This is a genomic window from uncultured Roseobacter sp. (assembly GCF_947496515.1).
Classification (GTDB): domain Bacteria; phylum Pseudomonadota; class Alphaproteobacteria; order Rhodobacterales; family Rhodobacteraceae; genus Roseobacter.
In genome coordinates this window covers 283008-303378 of record NZ_CANMDB010000003.1, presented here as the reverse complement: position 1 = coordinate 303378, position 20371 = coordinate 283008, and the positions used below count along the sequence as shown (strand labels likewise).

Here is a 20371-nt window from a genome sequence, read left to right as displayed (position 1 = left end):
TATGGCCAAAGCCTACCGATGGCTGCTACCGCACCCGTTGCTGACGATCCTGCTCGCCGTGGTGTGGACACTTCTGCAAAACGAGATCTCCGCTGGAATGGTCGTTTTCGGCATTATTCTCGGCATTATCATCCCTTGGGGCACCGCTGCCTGGTGGCCGGATACACCGCAGGCATTTCACCCCACACGGCTGATCCGCTACATCCTCATCGTCCTTTGGGACATCATGGTCGCCAATGTTGAGGTCGCGTGGATCGTGTTGACCAAACCCAACGCCAAGCTGCGCCCCGCCTGGATCGTGGTGCCGCTGGATCTGCGCCAGCCCGAGGCCATCACCATGCTGGCGGGAACCATCACCCTGACCCCGGGCACGGTATCCGCGGATCTGTCGGATGAAGGCCACAGCCTGCTGGTCCATGTGCTGCATACCGAAGACCCAGAAGCGGTGCGCGATGACATCAAGCACCGTTACGAACGGCGGTTGAAGGAGATCTTCGCATGAGCTTTGCGACGCAATTGATGGATACAGCGCTGATCATCGCCTTTGTGGTAGCCGCATTCGCGCAGGTCATGTGCATGTTCCGGCTGATCAAGGGGCCATCGACCGGCGACAGGGTGCTGGCGCTCGACACCATGGTGGTCAACGCCATCGGCCTCATCGTACTGCTGGGGATCGCGCAGGGCGTACGGATCTACTTCGAGGTGTCGCTGATCATCGCGATGCTCGGCTTCATCTCCACCGTGGCCTATGCCCGGTTCGTTCTGCGGGGGGACATCATCGAATGAACCTTGAGCTTGTCCTGACCTACGCCATTGCGATCAGCCTGCTGGTTGGCGCAATCTTTGCCCTGGTTGGCGCCATCGGCCTGCTGAAATTCAACGATTCCATGACCCGGCTGCACGCGCCGACAAAGGTGGGCACTGTGGGGATCGGGGCGTTCCTGCTGGCCTCGATGATCCATTCCTTTACCTTCAGCGAAGGCTCGTTCCACGAACTGCTCATCATGGCGTTTCTCTTTGTGACAGCTCCGATTTCGGCCAACTTCATCGCCAAGGTGAACATTCACTGCCGCAGCTGCGACACGCCGCCCAGCCCGCCACGGGATGATACTTGGTCAACCTTGAACGTTCCAGAAGCGGACCGAGCGCTCGCCGCTGATGCGAAATCAACCGCGAAAAGCTGATTCTGCGACGCTGGTGACCCATGGAAATCTACCCCGGCATGCCAGTGGAAACCGGTAACTGGTGCTATAGAATTTCTCTGCGCTATGCCAAAAATTGCGGAATTGACCCTCAAGCGGGCAAGAATCCTCCGAATCGCGTGGTGTACAAGTTTCCGCATTGCTCCTAGGGTTGTGGCAGCTCTGCGTAATAAAGGGCACGCCATGAACAGGGAACACGCATATGTCGATAGAACCACCCCTTACTGATTTGCCTATCAAAACCGCCAATAGCGGTTTTTATAGGGGATTCAGCGTCAATGTAACGGTCATCAGCAAGATCATCATCAGCGCGCTGGTGGTCTGGTGCATCGTCTGGCCGACCCAGGCTGGCACCGTGCTGGGTAACTGGAATACGGCCATTCTGGCTCAATTCGCCGCTTGGTACATCTGGGTTGTGACCGCCTTTGTGATCGTCTGCATCGGTCTGGCGATCTGGCCGACAGCCGGACGCCTCAACCTCGGGGTCGAGGGCGAAAAACCCGAATTCACCAATTTCTCCTGGTTCTCGATGATGTTCGGCGCCGGGATCGGCGTTGGCATGTTGACCTGGGCTGTGGCTGAACCGGTCGCGCACTTCCAGAATAACCCATCCGTCATTCAGGGGCTGACAACGGCGCAGGGGGCCGACAATGTGCGCACAGCCTATGTCTGGTCCTACCTGCACTGGGGTCTGGGCGCCTGGGCGTGCTACGCTGTCGCCGGTCTGGCGCTGGCGTTCTTCAGCTACCGTCGCGGGCTGCCACTGACCATCCGGTCGTCGCTGACCCCTCTCTTCGGCAAATCGCTCTCAGGTCCGCTTGGCCACATCATCGACATCGTCGCCGTTGTGGCCACGATCCTGGGTGTTGCGCAAACGCTGGGCTTTGGGGTGGAGCAGTTCGTCGCCGGCCTCACACGGATCGGTATCAGCGGGCTCGCCCTCGAAGACGGATCTGCCACGACCTTGGGCATCGTTATCGCCTTGCTGGTGATCATGGGGGCATCGACCCTCTCCGCGCTCTCCGGCGTGGGCAAGGGGATCAAATGGCTGTCGAACATCAACATGGTGTTGTCGATTTTCCTGTTGAGCTTCTTCATCATCTTCGGGGCCACATGGTTCGGAGCATCGGCCTTCTTCATCGGCATCTGGGACTATCTCGTCGCCCTGCCGTGGCTCAGCTTCAACGTCTATGCCTCTGACGGTGTCGAAGGGTCTGAGGCCTTCCTGCTGACACAGTGGCAGGGCTGGTGGCCGGTCTTCTACTGGGCCTGGTGGATCGCCTTCGCGCCATTCGTGGGTCTCTTCCTTGCGCGCATCTCGCGCGGTCGGACGATCCGCGAATTCGTACTGGGCGCGATGATCGTCCCGTCGCTGATGTGCTTTGTCTGGTTCGCCTGGGCCGGTGGCACCGCCATCGACCTAGAGCTCAACGGCGACGCAAACGGTGTGATCCTCGGTGCGGCCAATGGTGACAAGATCTTTGCCATGACCGAGTTCATGCTGGCACCAATCGCCGAAATCCTCGCGTGGGGTATGGCGGTGATCATCGTGGTCCTGCTGATGACGTTCCTGGTGACCTCCGCGGACTCCGCGGTGCTGATCGTGAACACCATCAACGCCGCCGGTGACGAAGGTCCGAAGGCGCGCCCCCACATCCTGTTCTGGGGTGCGGCCCTGGCGCTCGTGGTTGGCGGCTTGCTGATCTCCGGCGGCACCGGTGCCATCCAGACTGCGATGGTGATCGGGGCGTTGCCCTTCTCCATCGTCATGGCGCTGATGTGCCTGGCGCTGATCAAGGCGATCTTCAACGATGGCCGTCGCGAGGCGGCAGGTGTGCCGACGACCATTGATCAGGATATGGCTGGCAGCCCGGCGGAGTAACGACCGCACCATCTCAACACGAAAGGCCCCCGACTGACGGTTGGGGGCCTTTTTTCTGTCTGGCCACCCAGCGGCCCTGCAATACCCCCCGAATGACCCGACACGCGGATGGCTCCGCCCGCGCACCCGGCCTAAGGCCGGGCAGCGCCCGACCCTCCTCGATGGGGGGGAGGGGGCTTTGCCCTTCCCGAAAGCACGACGCGTCTGATCTCGCCTGGGCGCCGTTGCCCAAACGGTTCAGGTGTTTGCCGACACCCGTGTCCCTGTGTCGGTCCGTTGCCGGGACGCGCGCCGCGTCAGGATCTGCCGCCGCGCAAAAGCCATCAGGAACATGACCGTGAAGACCAGAACGATGGTGGGTGCCGGGGCGCTGTCCAGAAAAAAGCTGGCGTAGGTGCCGATCATCATCGCAGACGCACAGATCAGGACCGACATCCACAACATGGTCGCAAATCGCCGCACCAGCAGAAAGGCAATCGCGCCGGGTGCGATCAACAGACCAATGGCCAGAATAAGCCCCACCGCCGCCAGAGTCGCCACGATGCACAGCGACAAAGCCGCCAGCAAGCCGTAGTGCAGCCAGGTCACCCGCAGGCCCGAGGCGCGCGCCTGCGCCGGATCAAAACTGTGCAGCAGCAGGTCTTTCCACTTCAGGATCAGCGCCCCGCCCACCACCAGCGAGATGGCAAGGGCGGTCCACATCTCGTGCATCTCGACCCCCAGCATATTGCCAAAGAGGATGTGATCGAGATGCGCATTTGTCTCCACCGAGACGTAGAGCACGATGCCCACCGCAAACATGCCGGAGAAGACAACGCCCATCACCGTGTCCTGCTTGACGCGGCTGTTCTCGGCCAGATAGCCGGTCGCGACAGCGCAGGTCATTCCCGCCGCGAAAGCACCGAGGATCAGCGGCGCACCGATGATATAGGCGATGACGATCCCGGGCAGGACAGCATGGCTCACCGCGTCGCCCATGAGCGCCCATCCTTTCATTACCAGAAAACACGACAAAAGCGCCGTGGGCACCGATACGATGAGCGAGATCAGAAAGGCATTCTGCATGAAGGCAAAGGAAAAGGGCACCATCAGGCTGGCAAGATCCACTAGGCGCCCTCCCTCTCGTGGCCCAGACGAAGCGCCGCAGCAGACCGGCGCCGCGCTGCCAGCAGCCCGTAGGTGGGCGCAAAGACAAAGGCGAGCAGAAAGATCAGCGTCATCAATGTGACGATCACGCCGCCGGTGGCCCCATCGAGGAAATAGCTCAGATACGCTCCGGTAAAGCTGCAGCCTGCGCCGATGGCCACAGACGTCGCGATCAGCCGCGGGAACCTGTCGCACAGCAGATAGGCCGTCGCCCCCGGGGTCACGACCATGGCGATCACCAGAAAGGCACCGACCGTCTGCATCGCCGCCACGATGCAGGCCGACAGCAGCACAAAGAACACCGCCTTGAGCAGGCCCGGCCGCAACCCGATGGCGCGCGCGTGGTTTTCGTCAAAGAAGGTCACCATCAGATCCTTCCATTTCGCCATCAGCACCACCAGCGAAACGATCCCGATCAGCGCCAGTTGCAGCGTGTCCTCCGGTGTAATGGCGAGGATATTGCCCATGGTGATCGTCTGGATTGACACCGCCATCGGGTTGATCGACACGATAAAGAGCCCCAGCCCAAAGAAGGACGTAAAGATCAACCCGATCACCACATCGACCTTGAGGCCCGAGCGTTCTGACAGAAACAGCATTGCCGCCGCGGCCAGCCCGCCCGCCAGAAATGCGCCCAAAGCAAAGGGCAAACCCAGAATGTAAGCTCCCGCCACCCCCGGCACGACCGAGTGGGAGAGCGCGTCCCCGATCAGCGACCAGCCCTTGAGCATCAGATAGGCCGACAGAAACGCGCAGACCCCGCCCACCAGCGCCGACACCCACATGGCGTTGGTCATGTAGCTGTAGGAAAACGGCTCCAGCAGGGTAGCGATCACGGTTTGGGATCCCGCCGCTGGGTCTTGTCGCCATATTGCACCAGCGGACGCTCATCGTCAGTAAAGATGGTGACGGAGCGCGCATCCTCGTCGTCGTGCAGCGTGTCGCCGCCCAGCGTGAAGTGCCGCAGCACCCCGCCAAAGGCACGTTCGAGGTTCTCTCTGGTAAAGGTCGTCTCGGTCGGGCCGTGGCACAGAACGGTCCCCTTGACGAGGATCGTCCGGTCGCAGAACTCCGGCACGGAGCCCAGGTTATGGGTGGAGACCAGCATCACCCGCCCCTCGTCCCGCAGCGCGCGCAACAGCGCCACGATCTGAGCCTCGGTCTTGACGTCGACACCGGTGAACGGCTCATCCAGCAGGATCACCTGACCGTCCTGCGCCAGCGCCCGGGCGAGAAAGACCCGCTTGCGCTGGCCGCCGGACAGCTCTCCGATCTGCCGCTGGCGGAAGTCCTGCATGCCAACACGCACCAGCGCCTCTTCGACCGCGGCGTGATCTGCCGACCGCGGGCGGCGCAGAAATCCCATGTGGCCATAGCGGCCCATCATCACCACGTCCTCGACGAGAACGGGAAAGGCCCAATCGACCTCTTCGGCCTGTGGCACATAGGCCACGAGATTGCGGCGCAAGGCCTCGGCCACGCTCAGCCCAAGGATACGGATCCGACCCTGTGCGGCAGGGACGAACCCCATGATCGCCTTGAAGAGCGTCGATTTCCCCGCACCATTCACCCCGACGAGCGCGGTCACCGTCCCGCGCGGGATGTCAAAGCTCGCATCCCACAGCGCCGTATGGCCATTGCGGTAGGTGACGGTGACGTGTTCAGCGCAAAGCCCGCCCCCCGGTTCACGGGCGGCGGGCCTCTCCTGCGTTTCGGGGGAGTTATCGCGCATCTAGGGTGCCCCGCGGCAGTCTCGGAGGGGCATCCTTACCCCCCCGCCCCGCGCAGCCCTTCGGCCACGGTCTCGGATGTCACGCGCAAGAGATCGAGGTAGGTTGGCACCGGGCCATCCGCAGCACTCAGGCTGTCGACGTAGAGCACGCCGCCGTAGGCCGCGCCAGTCTCACGCGCGACCTGCTCTGCCGGGGCTGTGTTGACGGTGCTTTCGCAGAAGACCGCGGGCGCATCATGGGCGCGCACGCCGTCGATGACGGAGCGGACTTGCTGGGGTGTGCCGATCTGGTCTGCGTTCATGGGCCAGAGGTAGAGCTCCTTCATCCCGAAGTCACGGGCAAGGTAGCTGAAAGCCCCTTCGCAGGTCACCAGCCAACGCTGGTCTGCGGGAATATCGGCGATCTTGGCGCGCAAGGGCTCGATCGTGGCGCGCAGCTCATTCTTGTAGGCAGCGGCATTCTCAGCATAGGTGTCGGCGTTTTCTGGGTCATGCTCGGCCAGCGCCTTTTCGATGTTGTCGATGTAGATCAGCGCATTGTCGAGGCCCATCCACGCATGGGGGTTTGGCTTGCCCTCGTAGCTGCCCGAGGCGATGGGGATCGGATTGATGCCCTCGCTCAGCGTGGCGGACGGCACATCTCCCATATTGGACAGGAACTGCTCGAACCACAGCTCCAGATTCATGCCATTCCACAGGATCAGATCCGCCTGAGAGGCCCGCACGATGTCCTGCGGGGTGGGCTCGTACCCGTGGATCTCCGCACCCGGTTTGGTGATGGACACGACGTCCGCCGCGTCACCGGCCACATTCGCCGTCATATCCGCCAGCACGGTAAAGGTCGTCACGACCTTTAGCTTGTCCTCTGCCACGGCCTGCCCTGCAACACCGGCAAGAAGTAAAGCACCTGCAACGGTTCGGATCACGCTCGCCATCATATCACCACCTTTGATTCAAAATCTCTCGACTTGGGGTGATATTGCAAGTCACTCGCAAGAAGTCAAGCTAATTGCGATTCATTCTCAACTAGGGGTGTCGGTCGACAGCAGATAGGTATCCATGATCCAGCCGTGGCGCGCCCGCTCTGCCGCACGCAGCGAGGTAATGCGGTGGGCGACATCGGGCAGCGGTCCGTGGTCTATCACCTGTTCCGGCATGCCCAGGTAGGCGCCCCACCAGATCGTCAGATCGGACCGATCCAGATGCTGAAACTGAGCCTCCCCGTCGAGCATCACAACCACGCGCGTCGACCCCTCGGGCCAACCGTGATCACGCAACTGTCGGCCAGTGGTGATCGTGACGGGACCCCCCAAGGCATTCAGCGGGATCGCATGAGCCGCTGTCAGCGCCTGAATCGCCGTAATCCCCGGTACGACGCGAATGGCAGGCGCGGGGGTCAGCCGCTGCGCGATGCGGATCGTACTGTCATAAAGCGACGGATCCCCCCAGACCAGCAGCGCCACGGGGCCGTTGGGCGAGACGGTCCCCAAGGCCTCCTGCCACCGCACGGCGATCTCGTCGTGCCAGCGGGCAACCCTCTCCAGATAGGGCAGATCCGGATCCCGCACGGGATAGTCAAAGGGCAGGATCCGGGCCTGCGACCCGGAGGCGGCGATGATCCGCATCCGCACCTCGGCCAGATCATCCTTATCCGCCCCTTTGCGCGGCAACAGGATCACGGCCGCTGCGCGCAATGCCTCCAACCCCTCACCCGTCACATGTGCGAGCGATCCGGTACCGATGCCAATCAGCCAGAGCCTGTCGATCATGTACTCCCCCACAAAAAAGCCCGAGCCCCTAGCCGGGACCCGGGCCACCGCATCATGTGTCGGTTCAGTGCGCGTGGTAAAGCCGGTTGGCCGTCAGCCCTTCGACCTTGCGGGACCGCAGCGCCTTGGCGGCGGCCAGCACGGCGAGGTCCGCAAGGGGCTCGATCAGGACCACCAGCATGTAGGCGGCACCAAAGACCAGCACGGACTGGAACGTCTCAGCCCCCACACCCTGACCATAAAACGCCCAGAACGCGACCCAGGCCACAACCCCGCCCTGGTACATGGCCGACAGTTTGAACACATCCCTATAGGCCAGATCCACATAGGCCCGGTCTTGCGGGATAAAACGGTTCGCCACTGCGGTGATCGCAAAGAGCGGCACCAGCAGGGTGGTCACATTGACAAAGAACATCGGCAGATCGCTGGGCGCAAAGAACGCGCCCTGGATCAGCAGCCCAAGCGCCAGACCAAGGGCCGCGGGCGCCGCCCCCATCAGCAGAAAGAGCGTCGTGCCAAGGATGAAATGCACCTCGGAGATACCGACGGCGAAATGCGGCAATACCTCGAAAAAGATAAACGTGCCCACGGCCGCCATCACCGTGCGCGCCGCAAAGGAAACGCCGCTGTGGTCCTTGAGATCGGCAAGCGCGAGCTTGGCCGTATAGCCCGCAGCCCCTGCCGCTGTCACATAGGCAAAGGCCATCTTGGCCCCGTCGACGACACCTGGTTCGATATGCATTCTCAGTCCTTTCTGATCTGCCCCACCGGCAGAATACTGTACCCGCGATTGCGGCGTTTCGATTTCACGGCAGGTCTCCTGACTTGCGAATCAACACGCTCTGGCCCTTCCCGGTGCACGCACCAGTGGGTCATCCATCGCATTCGCCGCTTACAGTTGCGGGGGCAGTCCGGGCCTCTCACCCGGTTCCCTTTTCAGCCGCACGTGCGGCACCGTGTCCCAGTCGTAGCGCTGATGCCCCGTGAGCAACAAGCATAAAAGCGACCTTCACCCCTCCGCGAACGGCCCGTAGAGGATCAATGCCGGTTTATCACCAACTTCCTGCGCCAGCTGCGTGGCCAGAGCGGCCACGGTACTGCGGTCGATCTGCTGGGCCTGCGTGCTGACGCTCTGAGCCAGAATCGCGGGCGTGTCACCGGGCAGACCGCGCGCCACCAGCGCATCGGCCAGCTTCGGGAAGGTGCGTTTGCCCATGAATACCACAGTGGAGGCGGTCGGATCGGCCAGGGCCGCCAGATCCAGATCTTCCGGCAGCGCGCCGCCCGCATCGTGACCGGTGACGAACTGCACCCGCCGCGCCGTCATCCGCCGGGTCAGCGGGATGCCCGCCGCTGCCGCCGCCGCACAGGCCGAAGGCACGCCGGGGATGATCTCATAGGGAATGCCCGCCTCGCGGAGCGCGATCAGCTCTTCCTCCAACCGGCCAAAGATGCCGCTGTCGCCGGATTTCAGCCGTACCACCCGCTGGCCCAACTGGGCATATTCGACAAGAAGGCGGCTCACGTGGTGCTGCTTGGGCGAGGGGCGACCCGCACGCTTGCCCACGCCAACCAGATCGGCACCGGCGCGCACGTGGGTCAGGATCGGGCCGGACGAAAGATCATCAAAGAGCACGGCATCCGCGCGCTTCAAACGGTCAACGGCCTTGAGCGTCAGCAGTTCCGGATCACCGGGGCCGGAGCCGACAAAGCTGACAAACCCGCTCACCCGACCGCTTCCTGTGCCGTGATCAGGTGAAAGAAGGTCCCCGTGACCTGCCCGCGATGCGATCCCGTCTCCGCGACGGGGTTGCCATCCGCGTCCGCAACCTCTGCCAAGGGTCTGTCCGGTTGTTCGAGAATGGTGGAGTAGTGGAACTCGTGCCCCCGCAGGTCCGCCCCCGTGCCATGCCCCGGCATCGGCGCCAGCAGCCGCGCCCGGCGGTAGCCCAGATGGAACTTGCGCTTTTCGTAGCTTGTCACGAGGCCCAGCAGACCGGCCATCCGGTGGCGGGTACCGTCTTTGTCGATCAGCCCATCGCCCAGAGCCATGTAGCCGCCGCATTCACCATGAACCGGCCGCGTCTCCGCATGGGTGCGCAGCGCTGTCCGGAACCGCGCCGCCGCTGCGATCGTACCACCGTGCAATTCGGGATAGCCGCCGGGCAGCCAGACCAGATCTGCGGCGGCATCGGGCGCCTCGTCCGCAAGCGGCGAAAAGGGCAAAACCTCTGCCCCTGCGGCACGCCAGCCAGCCAGAACATGCGGATAGGCAAAGGAGAACGCGGCATCCTGCGCCAGCGCGATCCGCTGCGCTGGCGGCTCCGGCAGGCGGCCTGTTCCGCCCGGCGTCGCACCTCGCGCCGCGGCACGGATCGCGGCGACATCCACATGCGCGCGCAGAAACTCCGCATAGCCCGCAATGGCGGCCTCCAGATCCGGGTGCTCGACCGCCTGAATGAGGCCCAGATGCCGCTCCGGCAAGGTCAGATCCCCGCGCCGCGGCAACACGCCGAGGACCGTGAGCCCCGCCTTGTCCATCCCCAGCCGGGCCAGCCGTTCATGACGGGGCGAGGCGCAGCGGTTGAGGATCACACCCGCAAAGGGCACATCGGAATTATAAGCGCGAAAGCCGAGCGCCGTGGCCGCCGCCGACTGCGCCTGTCCGCTGATGTCCACCACCAGCACCACCGGCCACCCCATGCGCGCAGCGGTCTCGGCACTGCTGCCAAAACCGCTCTGACCGCGGGTCGCGACCCCGTCGTAAAGCCCCATGGACCCTTCAGCCACGCAAATCTCCGCCCCGGCGGACTGCGCCGAGATCGCCGAGAGCAGCGAGGACCCCATGGCCCATGTATCGAGGTTGAACGACGGCCTGCCAGAGGCCGCGCGGTGAAATGCCGGATCAATGTAGTCCGGCCCGGATTTGAAGGGCTGCACGGCCAATCCGTCGTCCGCCAGCGCACGCAAAAGACCGAGCATAACGGTGGTCTTGCCAGTGCCCGAGGCGGGCGCGGAGATCATGATCCCCGGTATCTCAGTCATCGCCGTGGCTCCAGCTGGCCCAGGGGCTGTCTGCGGTTTGCGGGCGGTAGCGGCGGTCGTAATCAGCGGCATAAAGGCAGCTTTCATCAAAGCCTTCGCCCGCCAGCGCTGGCCCCACGAGGATAAGCGCCGTGCGCGAGATCCCTTCGCCCACGCGGTCCGCGATGTCCGACAACGCGCCGCGGATGATCTGCTGATCCGGCCAACTCGCTCGGTAGACCACCGCGACAGGGCAGCCCGGACCATAAGCTGGGGTCAGATCCGCCACGACGCGCGCGAGGTTCTGCATCGACAGATGAATGGCCAGCGTGGCCCCGGTGGCTGCGAAGTTCGCCAGTGTCTCGCCCTCGGGCATGGAGGACGCGCGCCCCGGCGTCCGGGTCAGCACCACCGATTGTGCCAGACCGGGCAGCGTCAGCTCCGCGCCCAGAGCGGCTGCGGCAGCTGCGAAGGACGGCACACCCGGGGTGACCGAGACGGGGATGCCCAGATCGCGCAGGCGTCGCATCTGCTCACCCATGGCGGACCACACGGACAGATCCCCCGAATGCAGCCGCGCCACGTCCTGACCTGCCGCGTGGGCCGCGCTGATCCGTTCCATGATCTCGTCCAGCGACATGGACGCGGTATTGACCTGCGCTGCGCCGGGTGGGCAATGCGCCAGAATGGCCTCCGGCACCAGCGATCCGGCATAAAGACAGACCGGGCAGGCCGCGATCAGATCGCGCGCGCGCAGGGTCAGAAGATCGGGCGCGCCGGGTCCCGCGCCGATGAAGTGGACGGTCATGTCTCTTCCTTGATGGCCAAAGCGCAGGTGGCAAGCTTGTCCGCAGAGGTCTGGCGTACGGTCAGCAGCCGCGCGCCTTTTCCTGCGGCGGCCAATGCGGCAGCTTCGGCCACGGAACCGGTGCCATGGGACTTGCGGCTCGCCGCGGATTGGGTCGTCGTCGTCTGCTCGCGCAGCACATCGGGCGGCACGGCCTTGACTGGCAGCTCCATCGCTTCGGCAAAGAGCCGGAACACTTTGGCCACGGCCTTGTCATCCGCCGTCGCCAGCAAGACCGGTTCCACCGATTTGCAGGCGCGCGCGTAGGCATCCTCCAGACTGGCCTCGGAGGCCTCTTTGCGAAATCCAAACCCGGCAACGATCATAGGCGCACACTCCATTGTACGATGGGGTAGCTGGCGGCCCACCCGCGCCGGGGGCCCAGCGGTTCGGACCTTGCCAGTTGCAAGCGCAGCAGATCGCCCCCCATTTCTGCCTGAGCCTGCACCAAAAGCGCTTCGGTCTCCAGTGTGACGGCGTTCGCGACCAGCCGCGTACCTGTGGCCAGATGGGTACGCAGCCAGCTCAAGAGCGGGTCGGAAAGCCCGCCGCCGATGAAAACCGCCTGCGGGGGCGGGCCGCCCAGCACCTCCGGCGCGCTGCCGGTCACGACCTGCAACCGGTCGACGCCCAGCCGCGCGGCATTGTCGGTGATCCGTGCGACGCGCGCTGGATCGCGTTCAAAACTGGTGGCGGAGAGGCTGGGATGTGCCAGCAACCATTCGATGGCGATGGACCCGGATCCGCCGCCGATGTCCCACAGATGCTCAAAGGGCAGCGGCCCAAGAGCGGCCAGCGTCATGGCGCGCACGGGCGACTTGGTGATCTGGCCATCGTTCTCGAACCAGTCATCAGACCGCCCAGGGACCAGCGGCAGCGCATCTGCGCCTGCACAGGTCACGGCAGCACAGACCGGATGCTCAAAGCGACGGTCGGGCAAGGCCTCGGCACGGGCCTCCGTCACCGTCTGGCGCGGGCCGCCCAAAGCCTCAAAGACCGTGAGTGTCGAGGCGCCAAAGCCGGTATCGGTCAGATAGGTGGCGAGGGTTTGCACTGCCGCCCCGTCGCGCAGCAACACAATACACCGCGCACCCTGTGCCAGATGCGGCCGGAGCCGGGCCAGAGGCGCCGCGTGCAGGCCGAGGCAGGTCGTCTCTTCCAGCGGCCAGCCCATCTGAGCCGCCGCCAGCGAAAAGGTGGACCGTCCCGGCAGACAGCGCCATTCGCCCGGGTCCAGATGCCGCGCCAGAACCGATCCCGCGCCGAACCAGAAAGGATCGCCAGAGGCCAGCACGACCACGCGTTTGCCGCGTTGCTCGAGCAGCAGCTCAACACCGTCGGCAAAGGGCACGGGCCAGGGAATCAGCTCACCCTCCTGCGCCTTCAGTAGCGCCAGATGCCGCGGCGGACCCATGATGATTTCAGCCTGCGCAAGCGCCTTTCGGCTTGCGGAGCCCAGCCCACCCGGACCATCCTCCCCCAAACCGACGATGGTCAACCAAGGGGTCTCAGACATGGCGCCGAACCTGCTCGTGCTGGGGGGCACCACCGAAGCAACGGCGCTCTGCCGGGCGGTGAGCGCGGCAGGTCTGCGCGGCACAATCTCCTTTGCAGGGCGCGTGGCGCGACCCGTACGTCAGCCAATGCCCCAGAGGATTGGGGGCTTCGGCGGTGCTGCGGGGCTCGCGACCTACCTGCGTGATCAGCGCATCACCCATGTGATCGACGCAACCCATCCCTTCGCCGCGCAGATGAGCCGCAATGCGGTCAGCGCCTGTGACGCGGCCCGCGTGCCGCTGATCGCTCTGACCCGAGCGCCGTGGAGGGCTCAGCCGGGCGACAGCTGGACCCATGTGCCCGACATCCCCGGAGCCGTCGCAGCGCTTGACCGACCGCCGGCGCGCGTGATGCTCGCCATCGGGCGCATGCATCTGGCGGCCTTTGCGCCGCACCCGCAACACTTCTACCTGCTGCGATTGGTGGATCCGCCCGAGGCGCCCCTGCCCTTTCCGGACTGTCACACTCTGGTGAACCGCGGGCCTTTCAGCGAAGCAGGCGACCTCGGGCTGATGCGACAGCACCGGATCACCCATGTGGTTTCCAAGAACGCGGGCGGCACAGGCGCCTACGCCAAACTTGCCGCGGCGCGCGCGATCGGTCTGCCAGTGATCATGATCGACCGGCCCGCGCTGCCCGCACGGCGCGAGGCGCACAGCATAGATGAGGTGATGGGCTGGATCGCTCATGCCGGCACCGATCTTGGGGTGTAGAGCAGGGGCGCGCCATCCCGCGCGATGATCCGCGTCGCCGACGAGCCCACGATCACCATGGTACGCATGTCCGCCATCTCTGGCGTGGCCTGCGGCAAAGGAACGACCCGGATCGCCTCCTCCGGCGTTGAGACCGCGCGCGCAAAGATCACCGGGCGCGCATCGCCGCAGGCACCCTGCAGCAGGCCAAGCGCGCGCGCAAAGCCTTCGGGTCGCGAACGGGAGCGTGGGTTGTAAAAGGCCATAGCGAAATCCGCTTCCACCGCCAGCAGCAAACGCTTTTCGATGAGCGGCCAGGGCTTGAGGTTATCGCTGAGGTTGATGGCGCAGAAATCATGCCCCAGCGGCGCACCGACACGGGCGGCAGCGGCCAGCATCGCGGTGATGCCGGGTGCGACACGAATGTCCAGATCGCGCCACGCGGGCGGCCCTGCCTCCACCGCCTCAAACACCGCCGCGGCCATGGCAAAGACACCCGGATCGCCGGATGACACCACCACCACCCGCCGCCCGTCCGCAGCCATCTCCAGCGCATGGCGCGCGCGGTCGATTTCCACCCGGTTGTCACTGGCGTGCAGGGTCAGCCCGGGCCGCTCCGCCACCCGCGCGACATAAGGAATGTACCCCACCACATCCGTTGCATGAGCGAGTGCCGCTGTCACATCGGGCGTCACCAGCCCCTCCGCCCCCGGACCAAGCCCCGCGATAACGAGCGATCCGCTCATGGTCGGCGGCCCTGACCATGGACAATCACGATGGAGAAGTAAGGCGTGATCCCCTCGCCCGCCTCCGCCAGTCGCTGCACGGTCTGGCCGTCCATTGTGGCATATTCGATCAGCCAGGCAGCATCAAACTTTCCGGCGGCTTTCAGCGCGGTTTTGACCTTGTCGATGTGCCGCCCGATCTTCATCACGACCAGCGCGTCGCTGCGGGCCATGGCCTCGGTCAGCCGGTCCTGCGGCAAGGTGCCCATGAGCACGGTCAGAATGTCGTCGCCCCAGGTCACAGGCGCACCCGTTGCGGTCCACGCCCCCGACATGCCGGTGATCGCGGGCACGACCTCAACCGGTACCGCATCGCGCAGGCGGGTGTATAAGTGCATGAAAGAACCGTAGAAAAACGGATCACCCTCGCATAGCACAACCACATCTTCGCCCGCTTTCGCCAGGCTGCGCAGCCGCTCGGTGCAGTCACCGTAGAAAGCCGAAAGGGCCGCGTTATAGGCGGGATCGCTCACCGGGATCTCGGTCGTCACCGGGTATTCCATCGGAATTTCGGTCGCATCCGCAGGCAGCAACCCCTCCACGATCCGGCGCGCCTGACCTGCCCGGCCCGCCTTGCGAAAGAAAGCCACATGGCGCGCGTTGCGCAACAGCCGGTCGGCCCGCACGCTCATCAGCTCTGGATCGCCGGGGCCGAGCCCGACACCGTGGATCGTACCGCAGCGTCCCCCGGTGCTCATTCCGCGCGGCTCGCGATGGCGTTGATGGCCGCGACGGTGATCGCACTGCCGCCCAGACGCCCCTGTACGATGCAGCAGGGCACCGGCTGATCGGCCCAGAGCGCGTCCTTGCTCTCCACCGCGCCGACAAACCCCACGGGGCAGCCGATGATCGCGGCGGGCCGCGGGCATTCCGGGTCTTGCAGCATGTTGAGCAAATGGAACAGCGCCGTCGGCGCGTTGCCGATGGCCACAAGGGCGCCCGCCAGGTGAGGCCGCCAAAGCTCCAGCGCGGCGGCGGAACGGGTATTGCCCATCTGTGCCGCCATCTCCCGCACCGGTGGATCCTGCAGCGTGCAGATCACGGCGTTGTCGCGCGGCAAACGCGGGCGCGTGACCCCTTCGCTGACCATCCGGGCGTCACAGAGTATCGGTGCACCGGCCTCCAGCGCGGCCCGGGCGACCTGCGCGAAACCCGGAGAGAAGCGGATGTGCGCCTCCAACCCAACGAGCCCCGCGGCATGGATCATCCGCACGGCGATTGGCTCTTCATCGGGGCCAAACCGCGCCAGATCCGCCTCCGCCCGGATGGTGGCAAAGGACTGCGCGTAGATCGCGGCGCCGTCAGTTTCGTAGCTGTAGGTCATTGCAGGCGGGTCACTTCGGTCATGAGCGCATCCAAGGTCAGACCGCTCTTTTGCGGGGCATCCCACGCGGTGCCGCCCTGAACAAGCCCAAAACGCCCCGTCTCGCCGACCACGGTCAGATCGGCGGCGGCCCGGCGGGCACAGCCTTTGGCGCACCCCGAGACATGCAGGCTGCCATCAACCAGAGGCGCCAGCCGCCGGGCCAATGCACGTGTCTCGACGCTGGCCTGCGCGCAGCCCGGCGCCCCGGGGCAGGCATCGATCCGCAGCAGGGGATCGTCCGCGCGTGTCACAAAGCGGATGTCATGCACCGGCCTGCCTGCCTCCAGCAGGATCTGGCGCCAGGGGGTGACCCGCAAGGCAGTAGCGCCGGAGGTTTCCATCACATGCAACAGCGCCTCGCTGTCGATCTGGCCAAAGACGACGCCCAGCATCTGGCCGAGCGGATGTACACCGGGGTACGGAGGCTGCACTGCCGCGATCGGCGCGACGTCGCACCAGCCCGCAGGCAGCGCGCGATGGTTGAGCAGATGCCGCATCCGGCGGTGTTCCGCGCTGCGGTGATCCGCAAACCACTGCGCCAGCTCCAACACCGCGGGAACAACCTCTGCTTCGCTCACCGCCCGCCCACGCTCTGCCCCGTCTGCCCGGACAATCAGACCACCCGTCGCCGCTTCGATCCTTATGTCCGCCGAGGCATCCTGCAGCATCGGCGCATCACCCGCGTCCACCGCAAACCCAAATTTCGCGGGTAGATCAGGTAGTTCGGCTAGCGCGTCCTGTATCGCGGCGGCAATCCGGTGCGTCCGGTCCCCGTCAGCCCAGAACGGGGGAAGCAGCACATTGCGGCGCGCCTCTGCGCGCGGGGTCGGATCCAGCAGCCCGAGCTCGTCCAGCCCGACCATCAGGGGAGCATAGCCCGCCTTTGTCACACCGCGGATCTGCAAATTAGCACGGTTCGTCAGGTCGATGATCCCGTTACCGTAGGCACGCGCAAGGTCACAGAGCCCCTGTCCCTGTGCCGCCGTCAGCCGAGCGAAAAAGGGGCGGACGCGGACGATCAACCCGTCGCCCGAGACCATGGGACGGTGCGCGCCGGGGCACCACCCCTTGACCTGCACGCTCATTCCGCCGCCTCCAGTTGTGCGCGGATGGAGTTGCGCCGCGTCGTCCAGAGCCCCGCCTCATGCAGTGCCGCAAACCGCGCCTGCATCGCGGCGTGGGCCTGCGGGTTGGCCTCGCGCAGGAACGCATCCGTCTGTGGGTCGCCAAGCGTTGCGTCGTGGTAGAGATCAAAGAGATACGCGGAGACGGCGCCCGCCAGATGCGCGAACGCCGCCATGTGATCGAGCGTGGCGGCAATCTCTGCCGCGCCCCGAAAGCCGTGCGCCTGCATGCCGGAGATCCACGCGGGATTGGCGGCGCGCGCCTGCACCACGCGGGCCACTTCTTCGGTCAAACCGCGGGCGCAGGGTCGGGAAGGGTCCGTATTATCAAGATGATAGAGCTTTGCCTGACCGCCAGCGACCGATTGAGCGGCGGCGAAACCGGCCTCATGCGCGGCGTAGTCAGCGGCCAGCAACAGGTCCGTTTCGGGCAGATCCTGCGCGTGGACAAAGCTGTCGGCGGCGGCCACGCGGGTGCGGAGCGCCTCTTCCTGCCGCTCGGCGCGGTCACCATCGAAGGTCCAGGCACTTGCGTTCAGCCAAGCCTCTCCGGCGGCGCGGCGACTCTCGGGCGTGTAGGTATCCGCCGTGTCTCCGAGGGCCAGACCGAAGCTGCCGGGTGCGGGGCCAAAGACCCGGTCGAGGCTGTGACACTCTGCATAAGGGTTCCAGTCGGGTGCTTCGTCCCGGGCCGCCAGCGCGCGAATGGCCTGACCGTAAAGCGCGGTAAGCTGCGGGAAGACATCGCGAAAAAGCCCGGAAATTCGCAAGGTTACGTCGATGCGCGGGCGGTCGAGTTCGGTGATGGGGAGCACCTCGATACCCGACACACGCTCCGACCCGGCATCCCAAAGAGGCCGGGTGCCAAGCAGATGGAGCGCCATGGCAAACTCCTCGCCAGCGGTGCGCATGGTGGCCGAGCCCCAGAGATCCACGATCAGCGCACGGGGCCAGTCACCCGCTTCCTGCAGGTGGCGCCGGACGAGTTCATCGGCGAGGCGAACGCCCTGGGCATGGGCCGCGCGCGTCGGCACCGAGCGGGGATCGGTGGTAAAAAGGTTCCGGCCCGTGGGCAGGACATCCGTGCGACCGCGGTAGGGCGAGCCGGAGGGACCCGCCTCGATCCGCCGACCGTCGAGCGCGTGAAGCAGGGACTTGCGCTCGGCACTGGCGGAGGCGTCAGCATCGAAAGCGCCCTGGGCGGGGGGTGTCCGGCCCCAGATATGCAGGCCCTCGCCGAACTGCATCTCCTTGATATCGCATACAAAACGGTCAATCCGGGTGATCGCTTCGGCGGGGCAACTGGCAACGTCCAGACCAAGGTCTGCTTCGACGCCGAGGGCTTGCGCCTCATCCCGGATGTCGTCTTGCAGCCGGTCGCGGCGGCGCGGGTCAAGGCCGTCGGCATTGGAGAACTCGTCCAGCAGCGCCTCGAGCCGCACCAGCCTGTCGGGTGTGCCGCTGGCGCGCAGGGGTGGGGGCACGTGGCCGAGGGTGACAGCGCCGATACGCCGCTTGGCCTGTGCCGCCTCACCGGGATCATTGACGATGAAAGGATAGATCACCGGCAGCGCTCCCGCCAGCACTTCGGGCCAGCAAGCCGCTGATAAGGCGACAGATTTACCCGGCAGCCATTCCAGCGTGCCATGAGCGCCGATGTGAACCAGCGCGTCCGCCTGCCGGTGCAGCCAGAGATAAAAGGCGACGTATCCGTGGCGCGGGGTACGGCTGAGATCATGGTAGTCGTCCACCCGCTGATCGGATCCGCCCCGCTCCGGCTGAAGCAGGATCATGACGTTGCCGGCCGCCTGAACGGGGAAGTGGAACGCGCCATCACGGACCATCGGATCCGCTTCGGGTGCGCCCCAGACCGCGCTCAGATCGTCGCGCAGCACGTCCGGCAGCGCAGCCAGGGCGGCCTCGTAATCGGCCAATTCCCAACGTCGGTATAACGTCGGTATTACGTCGGTATTACGTCGGTGCGGCGTCGGTACGTCGTAGCCTGCCTCCGCAAGATCGTGGAGGATCGCGCGGGCGGAGGCGGGCGCATCGAGACCCACCGCATGGCCCTTGTTCCAGTCCTTGCCGGGATAGGTGGAGAGCACCAGTGCCACGCGCCGCTCAGCCACCGGGGTCCGCGCCAGCCGCAGCCAGCCGTCGACCCGGTCTGCGATGGCCTCCACCCTGTCCGGCGCGGGCGCATGGGCGAAGCGGGCATATTCCAGATCGGGATCACGGACGCCCGGCTCCTTGAACGACGCAACGCCGCCCATGATGCGCCCGTCAACCTCCGGCAAGACCACGTGCATCGCGAGATCGGCGGGAGAGAGGCCGCGGTCGGCCCCGGTCCAGGCTTCACGCGTGGAGGTGGCGAGGGCGATCTGAAACACCGGCACCTCTGCGGCATCGAGCGGAGAGGTGCCGCCATCGCCCTTGCCGCTGAAGGCGGTCGCGTTGACGATCGCCGCCGGTGCCAGATGCGCGATCTGACGGCGCAGCCAGCCTGCGGCCTCCGGTGCTTTCAGGGAGGGCGCAAAGAGGCCGATAACGTCATAGCCCCGGGTCCGGAATGCCTCGAAGAGAGCGGTGATGGGTGCCAGATCGGCGGCAACGAGATAAGAGCGGTAAAAGGTGACCACGATGCGGGGCCGGTCCGAGCTTTGCATGACCACAGGGCAGGTCACCCCCTGCTCGGGCGTCCATGCACCGACCACCGGCAGCTGTTTGGTGCCCGCAACCGGCCCGGCGTAAAGCCCGGCAGCAAGCGCCATCTGCACCAGTGCTGCCTGCGCGGCGATGGCACCGCCGGTGTCGCAGAGATGTGACAGACGCCGCAGGGTCGACACCGGCAGCGTCGCGTAGTCGTCAAGCCGCGTGTCCACCCGGCCATCCGCGGGCAGAACCGCCAGCGCGATGCCCCGCTGCTCTGCCAGGGCGCGGACCTGCTGCAGCCCGTAGGACCAGTAGGGCACACCGCCAATCAGGCGGATCAGGATGCCCTTTGCACCCGCCAGCGTCTGTTCCACATAGGTATCGACCGACAGCGGGTGCCGGAGCGCCACAAGGTTCGCCAGACGCAGGGTGGGCATCCGCGCAGCACCGCCGCCGCGCCGCCAGCCTTCGGCGAAAGCACCCAGGTCACTGTCCGAGAACGACAGCACCACCAGATCGGCGGGGGTCTGCCCCAGATCGACGGGGGTCTCGGTCTCGTCCAGCCCGTGGCTTTCGCGGAAGACGACGTGCAT

General features: G+C 65.3%; 21 protein-coding genes and 1 riboswitch. Of the genes, 5 read left to right on the top strand and 16 right to left on the bottom strand.

Translation table 11 applies throughout. From position 1 onward, the window contains the following. Window position 1: 1 nt before the first annotated feature. The 4 genes from Q1A53_RS08540 to Q1A53_RS08525 all read left to right on the top strand — a co-directional run bounded on the left by Q1A53_RS08540 (window position 2) and on the right by Q1A53_RS08525 (window position 3084). On the top strand, window positions 2–502 hold the full coding sequence (locus Q1A53_RS08540) for a Na+/H+ antiporter subunit E (protein WP_299965122.1): 501 nt from the start codon (window positions 2–4) through the stop codon (window positions 500–502). Continuing rightward, a complete protein-coding gene (locus Q1A53_RS08535) occupies window positions 499–786 on the top strand; it encodes a K+/H+ antiporter subunit F (protein WP_299965119.1) in 288 nt (95 codons plus the stop codon). The genes Q1A53_RS08540 and Q1A53_RS08535 overlap by 4 nt, the downstream gene beginning before the upstream one ends. Further along, on the top strand, window positions 783–1184 hold the full coding sequence (mnhG, locus tag Q1A53_RS08530; RefSeq protein ID WP_299965117.1) for a monovalent cation/H(+) antiporter subunit G: 402 nt from the start codon (window positions 783–785) through the stop codon (window positions 1182–1184). The genes Q1A53_RS08535 and mnhG overlap by 4 nt, the downstream gene beginning before the upstream one ends. Before the next feature lie 220 nt (window positions 1185–1404). Continuing rightward, window positions 1405–3084, top strand: coding sequence for a BCCT family transporter (locus Q1A53_RS08525; protein WP_299965115.1), 1680 nt, complete (start codon window positions 1405–1407; stop codon window positions 3082–3084). Between the two features lie 237 nt (window positions 3085–3321). On the opposite strand, the gene Q1A53_RS08520 is transcribed toward Q1A53_RS08525, so the two are convergent. The 11 genes from Q1A53_RS08520 to cbiE form a co-directional block, all read right to left on the bottom strand. Beyond that, window positions 3322–4173, bottom strand: coding sequence for a metal ABC transporter permease (locus Q1A53_RS08520; RefSeq protein ID WP_299965279.1), 852 nt, complete (start codon window positions 4171–4173; stop codon window positions 3322–3324). Between the two features lie 17 nt (window positions 4174–4190). After that, on the bottom strand, window positions 4191–5063 hold the full coding sequence (locus Q1A53_RS08515; protein ID WP_299965276.1) for a metal ABC transporter permease: 873 nt from the start codon (window positions 5061–5063) through the stop codon (window positions 4191–4193). After that, window positions 5063–5962 carry a manganese/iron ABC transporter ATP-binding protein gene (locus tag Q1A53_RS08510; RefSeq protein WP_299965113.1) on the bottom strand — a complete coding sequence of 300 codons (900 nt, stop codon included), beginning with the start codon at window positions 5960–5962 and terminating at the stop codon, window positions 5063–5065. Before Q1A53_RS08510 ends, Q1A53_RS08515 begins: the two co-directional genes overlap by 1 nt. 35 nt (window positions 5963–5997) lie before the next feature. After that, window positions 5998–6900 (bottom strand): metal ABC transporter substrate-binding protein, encoded by a 903-nt coding sequence (locus Q1A53_RS08505; RefSeq protein WP_299965111.1) that lies wholly within the window; start codon window positions 6898–6900, stop codon window positions 5998–6000. 84 nt (window positions 6901–6984) lie between these two features. Next, on the bottom strand, window positions 6985–7731 hold the full coding sequence (gene cobF, locus Q1A53_RS08500; RefSeq protein ID WP_299965109.1) for a precorrin-6A synthase (deacetylating): 747 nt from the start codon (window positions 7729–7731) through the stop codon (window positions 6985–6987). 64 nt (window positions 7732–7795) lie between these two features. Beyond that, window positions 7796–8473 carry an energy-coupling factor ABC transporter permease gene (locus Q1A53_RS08495; RefSeq protein WP_299965107.1) on the bottom strand — a complete coding sequence of 226 codons (678 nt, stop codon included), beginning with the start codon at window positions 8471–8473 and terminating at the stop codon, window positions 7796–7798. Between the two features lie 50 nt (window positions 8474–8523). After that, a riboswitch (cobalamin riboswitch) is annotated at window positions 8524–8705 on the bottom strand. A gap of 35 nt (window positions 8706–8740) precedes the next feature. Next, a complete protein-coding gene (gene cobA, locus Q1A53_RS08490; protein WP_299965105.1) occupies window positions 8741–9460 on the bottom strand; it encodes a uroporphyrinogen-III C-methyltransferase in 720 nt (239 codons plus the stop codon). Continuing rightward, entirely contained in the window at window positions 9457–10776 is a 1320-nt protein-coding gene (locus Q1A53_RS08485) for a cobyrinate a,c-diamide synthase (RefSeq protein ID WP_299965102.1), read from the bottom strand. Before Q1A53_RS08485 ends, cobA begins: the two co-directional genes overlap by 4 nt. Continuing rightward, entirely contained in the window at window positions 10769–11563 is a 795-nt protein-coding gene (gene cobM, locus Q1A53_RS08480; RefSeq protein ID WP_299965100.1) for a precorrin-4 C(11)-methyltransferase, read from the bottom strand. The genes Q1A53_RS08485 and cobM overlap by 8 nt, the downstream gene beginning before the upstream one ends. Further along, complete coding sequence (locus Q1A53_RS08475) at window positions 11560–11928, bottom strand: cobalamin biosynthesis protein (RefSeq protein ID WP_299965098.1); 369 nt, start codon at window positions 11926–11928, stop codon at window positions 11560–11562. Before Q1A53_RS08475 ends, cobM begins: the two co-directional genes overlap by 4 nt. Next, the gene (gene cbiE / locus Q1A53_RS08470) at window positions 11925–13118 is read right to left on the bottom strand and encodes a precorrin-6y C5,15-methyltransferase (decarboxylating) subunit CbiE (RefSeq protein ID WP_299965096.1); all 1194 of its coding nucleotides are present in this window, start codon (window positions 13116–13118) and stop codon (window positions 11925–11927) included. Before cbiE ends, Q1A53_RS08475 begins: the two co-directional genes overlap by 4 nt. Between cbiE and Q1A53_RS08465 the strand changes: the two genes are divergently transcribed. Then, window positions 13117–13872: a cobalt-precorrin-6A reductase gene (locus Q1A53_RS08465; protein WP_299965095.1), complete on the top strand. Its 756-nt coding sequence runs from the start codon at window positions 13117–13119 to the stop codon at window positions 13870–13872. The genes cbiE and Q1A53_RS08465 overlap by 2 nt on opposite strands. Here Q1A53_RS08465 and cobJ read toward each other — a convergent pair. From cobJ to cobN, 5 genes are read right to left on the bottom strand one after another with little or no spacing between them, the layout of a single operon-like run. After that, window positions 13845–14597, bottom strand: coding sequence for a precorrin-3B C(17)-methyltransferase (cobJ, locus tag Q1A53_RS08460; RefSeq protein ID WP_299965093.1), 753 nt, complete (start codon window positions 14595–14597; stop codon window positions 13845–13847). The genes Q1A53_RS08465 and cobJ overlap by 28 nt on opposite strands. Next, complete coding sequence (gene cobI / locus Q1A53_RS08455) at window positions 14594–15334, bottom strand: precorrin-2 C(20)-methyltransferase (RefSeq protein ID WP_299965091.1); 741 nt, start codon at window positions 15332–15334, stop codon at window positions 14594–14596. The genes cobJ and cobI overlap by 4 nt, the downstream gene beginning before the upstream one ends. After that, window positions 15331–15960 carry a precorrin-8X methylmutase gene (locus Q1A53_RS08450; RefSeq protein ID WP_299965089.1) on the bottom strand — a complete coding sequence of 210 codons (630 nt, stop codon included), beginning with the start codon at window positions 15958–15960 and terminating at the stop codon, window positions 15331–15333. Before Q1A53_RS08450 ends, cobI begins: the two co-directional genes overlap by 4 nt. Further along, window positions 15957–17087: a precorrin-3B synthase gene (cobG, locus tag Q1A53_RS08445; protein ID WP_299965087.1), complete on the bottom strand. Its 1131-nt coding sequence runs from the start codon at window positions 17085–17087 to the stop codon at window positions 15957–15959. The genes Q1A53_RS08450 and cobG overlap by 4 nt, the downstream gene beginning before the upstream one ends. After that, window positions 17084–20371, bottom strand: coding sequence for a cobaltochelatase subunit CobN (gene cobN, locus Q1A53_RS08440; protein WP_299965084.1), 3288 nt, complete (start codon window positions 20369–20371; stop codon window positions 17084–17086). The genes cobG and cobN overlap by 4 nt, the downstream gene beginning before the upstream one ends.

Bases quoted from the DNA above. Each gene is read 5' to 3' on its own strand.
- Q1A53_RS08540 (WP_299965122.1), top strand. From the start codon at position 2: ATGGCCAAAGCCTACCGATGGCTGCTACCGCACCCGTTGCTGACGATC.
- Q1A53_RS08535 (WP_299965119.1), top strand. From the start codon at position 499: ATGAGCTTTGCGACGCAATTGATGGATACAGCGCTGATCATCGCCTTT.
- mnhG (WP_299965117.1), top strand. From the start codon at position 783: ATGAACCTTGAGCTTGTCCTGACCTACGCCATTGCGATCAGCCTGCTG.
- Q1A53_RS08525 (WP_299965115.1), top strand. From the start codon at position 1,405: ATGTCGATAGAACCACCCCTTACTGATTTGCCTATCAAAACCGCCAAT.
- Q1A53_RS08520 (WP_299965279.1), bottom strand. From the start codon at position 4,173: ATGGTGCCCTTTTCCTTTGCCTTCATGCAGAATGCCTTTCTGATCTCG.
- Q1A53_RS08510 (WP_299965113.1), bottom strand. From the start codon at position 5,962: ATGCGCGATAACTCCCCCGAAACGCAGGAGAGGCCCGCCGCCCGTGAA.
- Q1A53_RS08505 (WP_299965111.1), bottom strand. From the start codon at position 6,900: ATGATGGCGAGCGTGATCCGAACCGTTGCAGGTGCTTTACTTCTTGCC.
- cobF (WP_299965109.1), bottom strand. From the start codon at position 7,731: ATGATCGACAGGCTCTGGCTGATTGGCATCGGTACCGGATCGCTCGCA.
- Q1A53_RS08495 (WP_299965107.1), bottom strand. From the start codon at position 8,473: ATGCATATCGAACCAGGTGTCGTCGACGGGGCCAAGATGGCCTTTGCC.
- Q1A53_RS08485 (WP_299965102.1), bottom strand. From the start codon at position 10,776: ATGACTGAGATACCGGGGATCATGATCTCCGCGCCCGCCTCGGGCACT.
- cobM (WP_299965100.1), bottom strand. From the start codon at position 11,563: ATGACCGTCCACTTCATCGGCGCGGGACCCGGCGCGCCCGATCTTCTG.
- Q1A53_RS08475 (WP_299965098.1), bottom strand. From the start codon at position 11,928: ATGATCGTTGCCGGGTTTGGATTTCGCAAAGAGGCCTCCGAGGCCAGT.
- Q1A53_RS08465 (WP_299965095.1), top strand. From the start codon at position 13,117: ATGGCGCCGAACCTGCTCGTGCTGGGGGGCACCACCGAAGCAACGGCG.
- cbiE (WP_299965096.1), bottom strand. From the start codon at position 13,118: ATGTCTGAGACCCCTTGGTTGACCATCGTCGGTTTGGGGGAGGATGGT.
- cobJ (WP_299965093.1), bottom strand. From the start codon at position 14,597: ATGAGCGGATCGCTCGTTATCGCGGGGCTTGGTCCGGGGGCGGAGGGG.
- cobI (WP_299965091.1), bottom strand. From the start codon at position 15,334: ATGAGCACCGGGGGACGCTGCGGTACGATCCACGGTGTCGGGCTCGGC.
- Q1A53_RS08450 (WP_299965089.1), bottom strand. From the start codon at position 15,960: ATGACCTACAGCTACGAAACTGACGGCGCCGCGATCTACGCGCAGTCC.
- cobG (WP_299965087.1), bottom strand. From the start codon at position 17,087: ATGAGCGTGCAGGTCAAGGGGTGGTGCCCCGGCGCGCACCGTCCCATG.
- cobN (WP_299965084.1), bottom strand. From the start codon at position 20,371: ATGCACGTCGTCTTCCGCGAAAGCCACGGGCTGGACGAGACCGAGACC.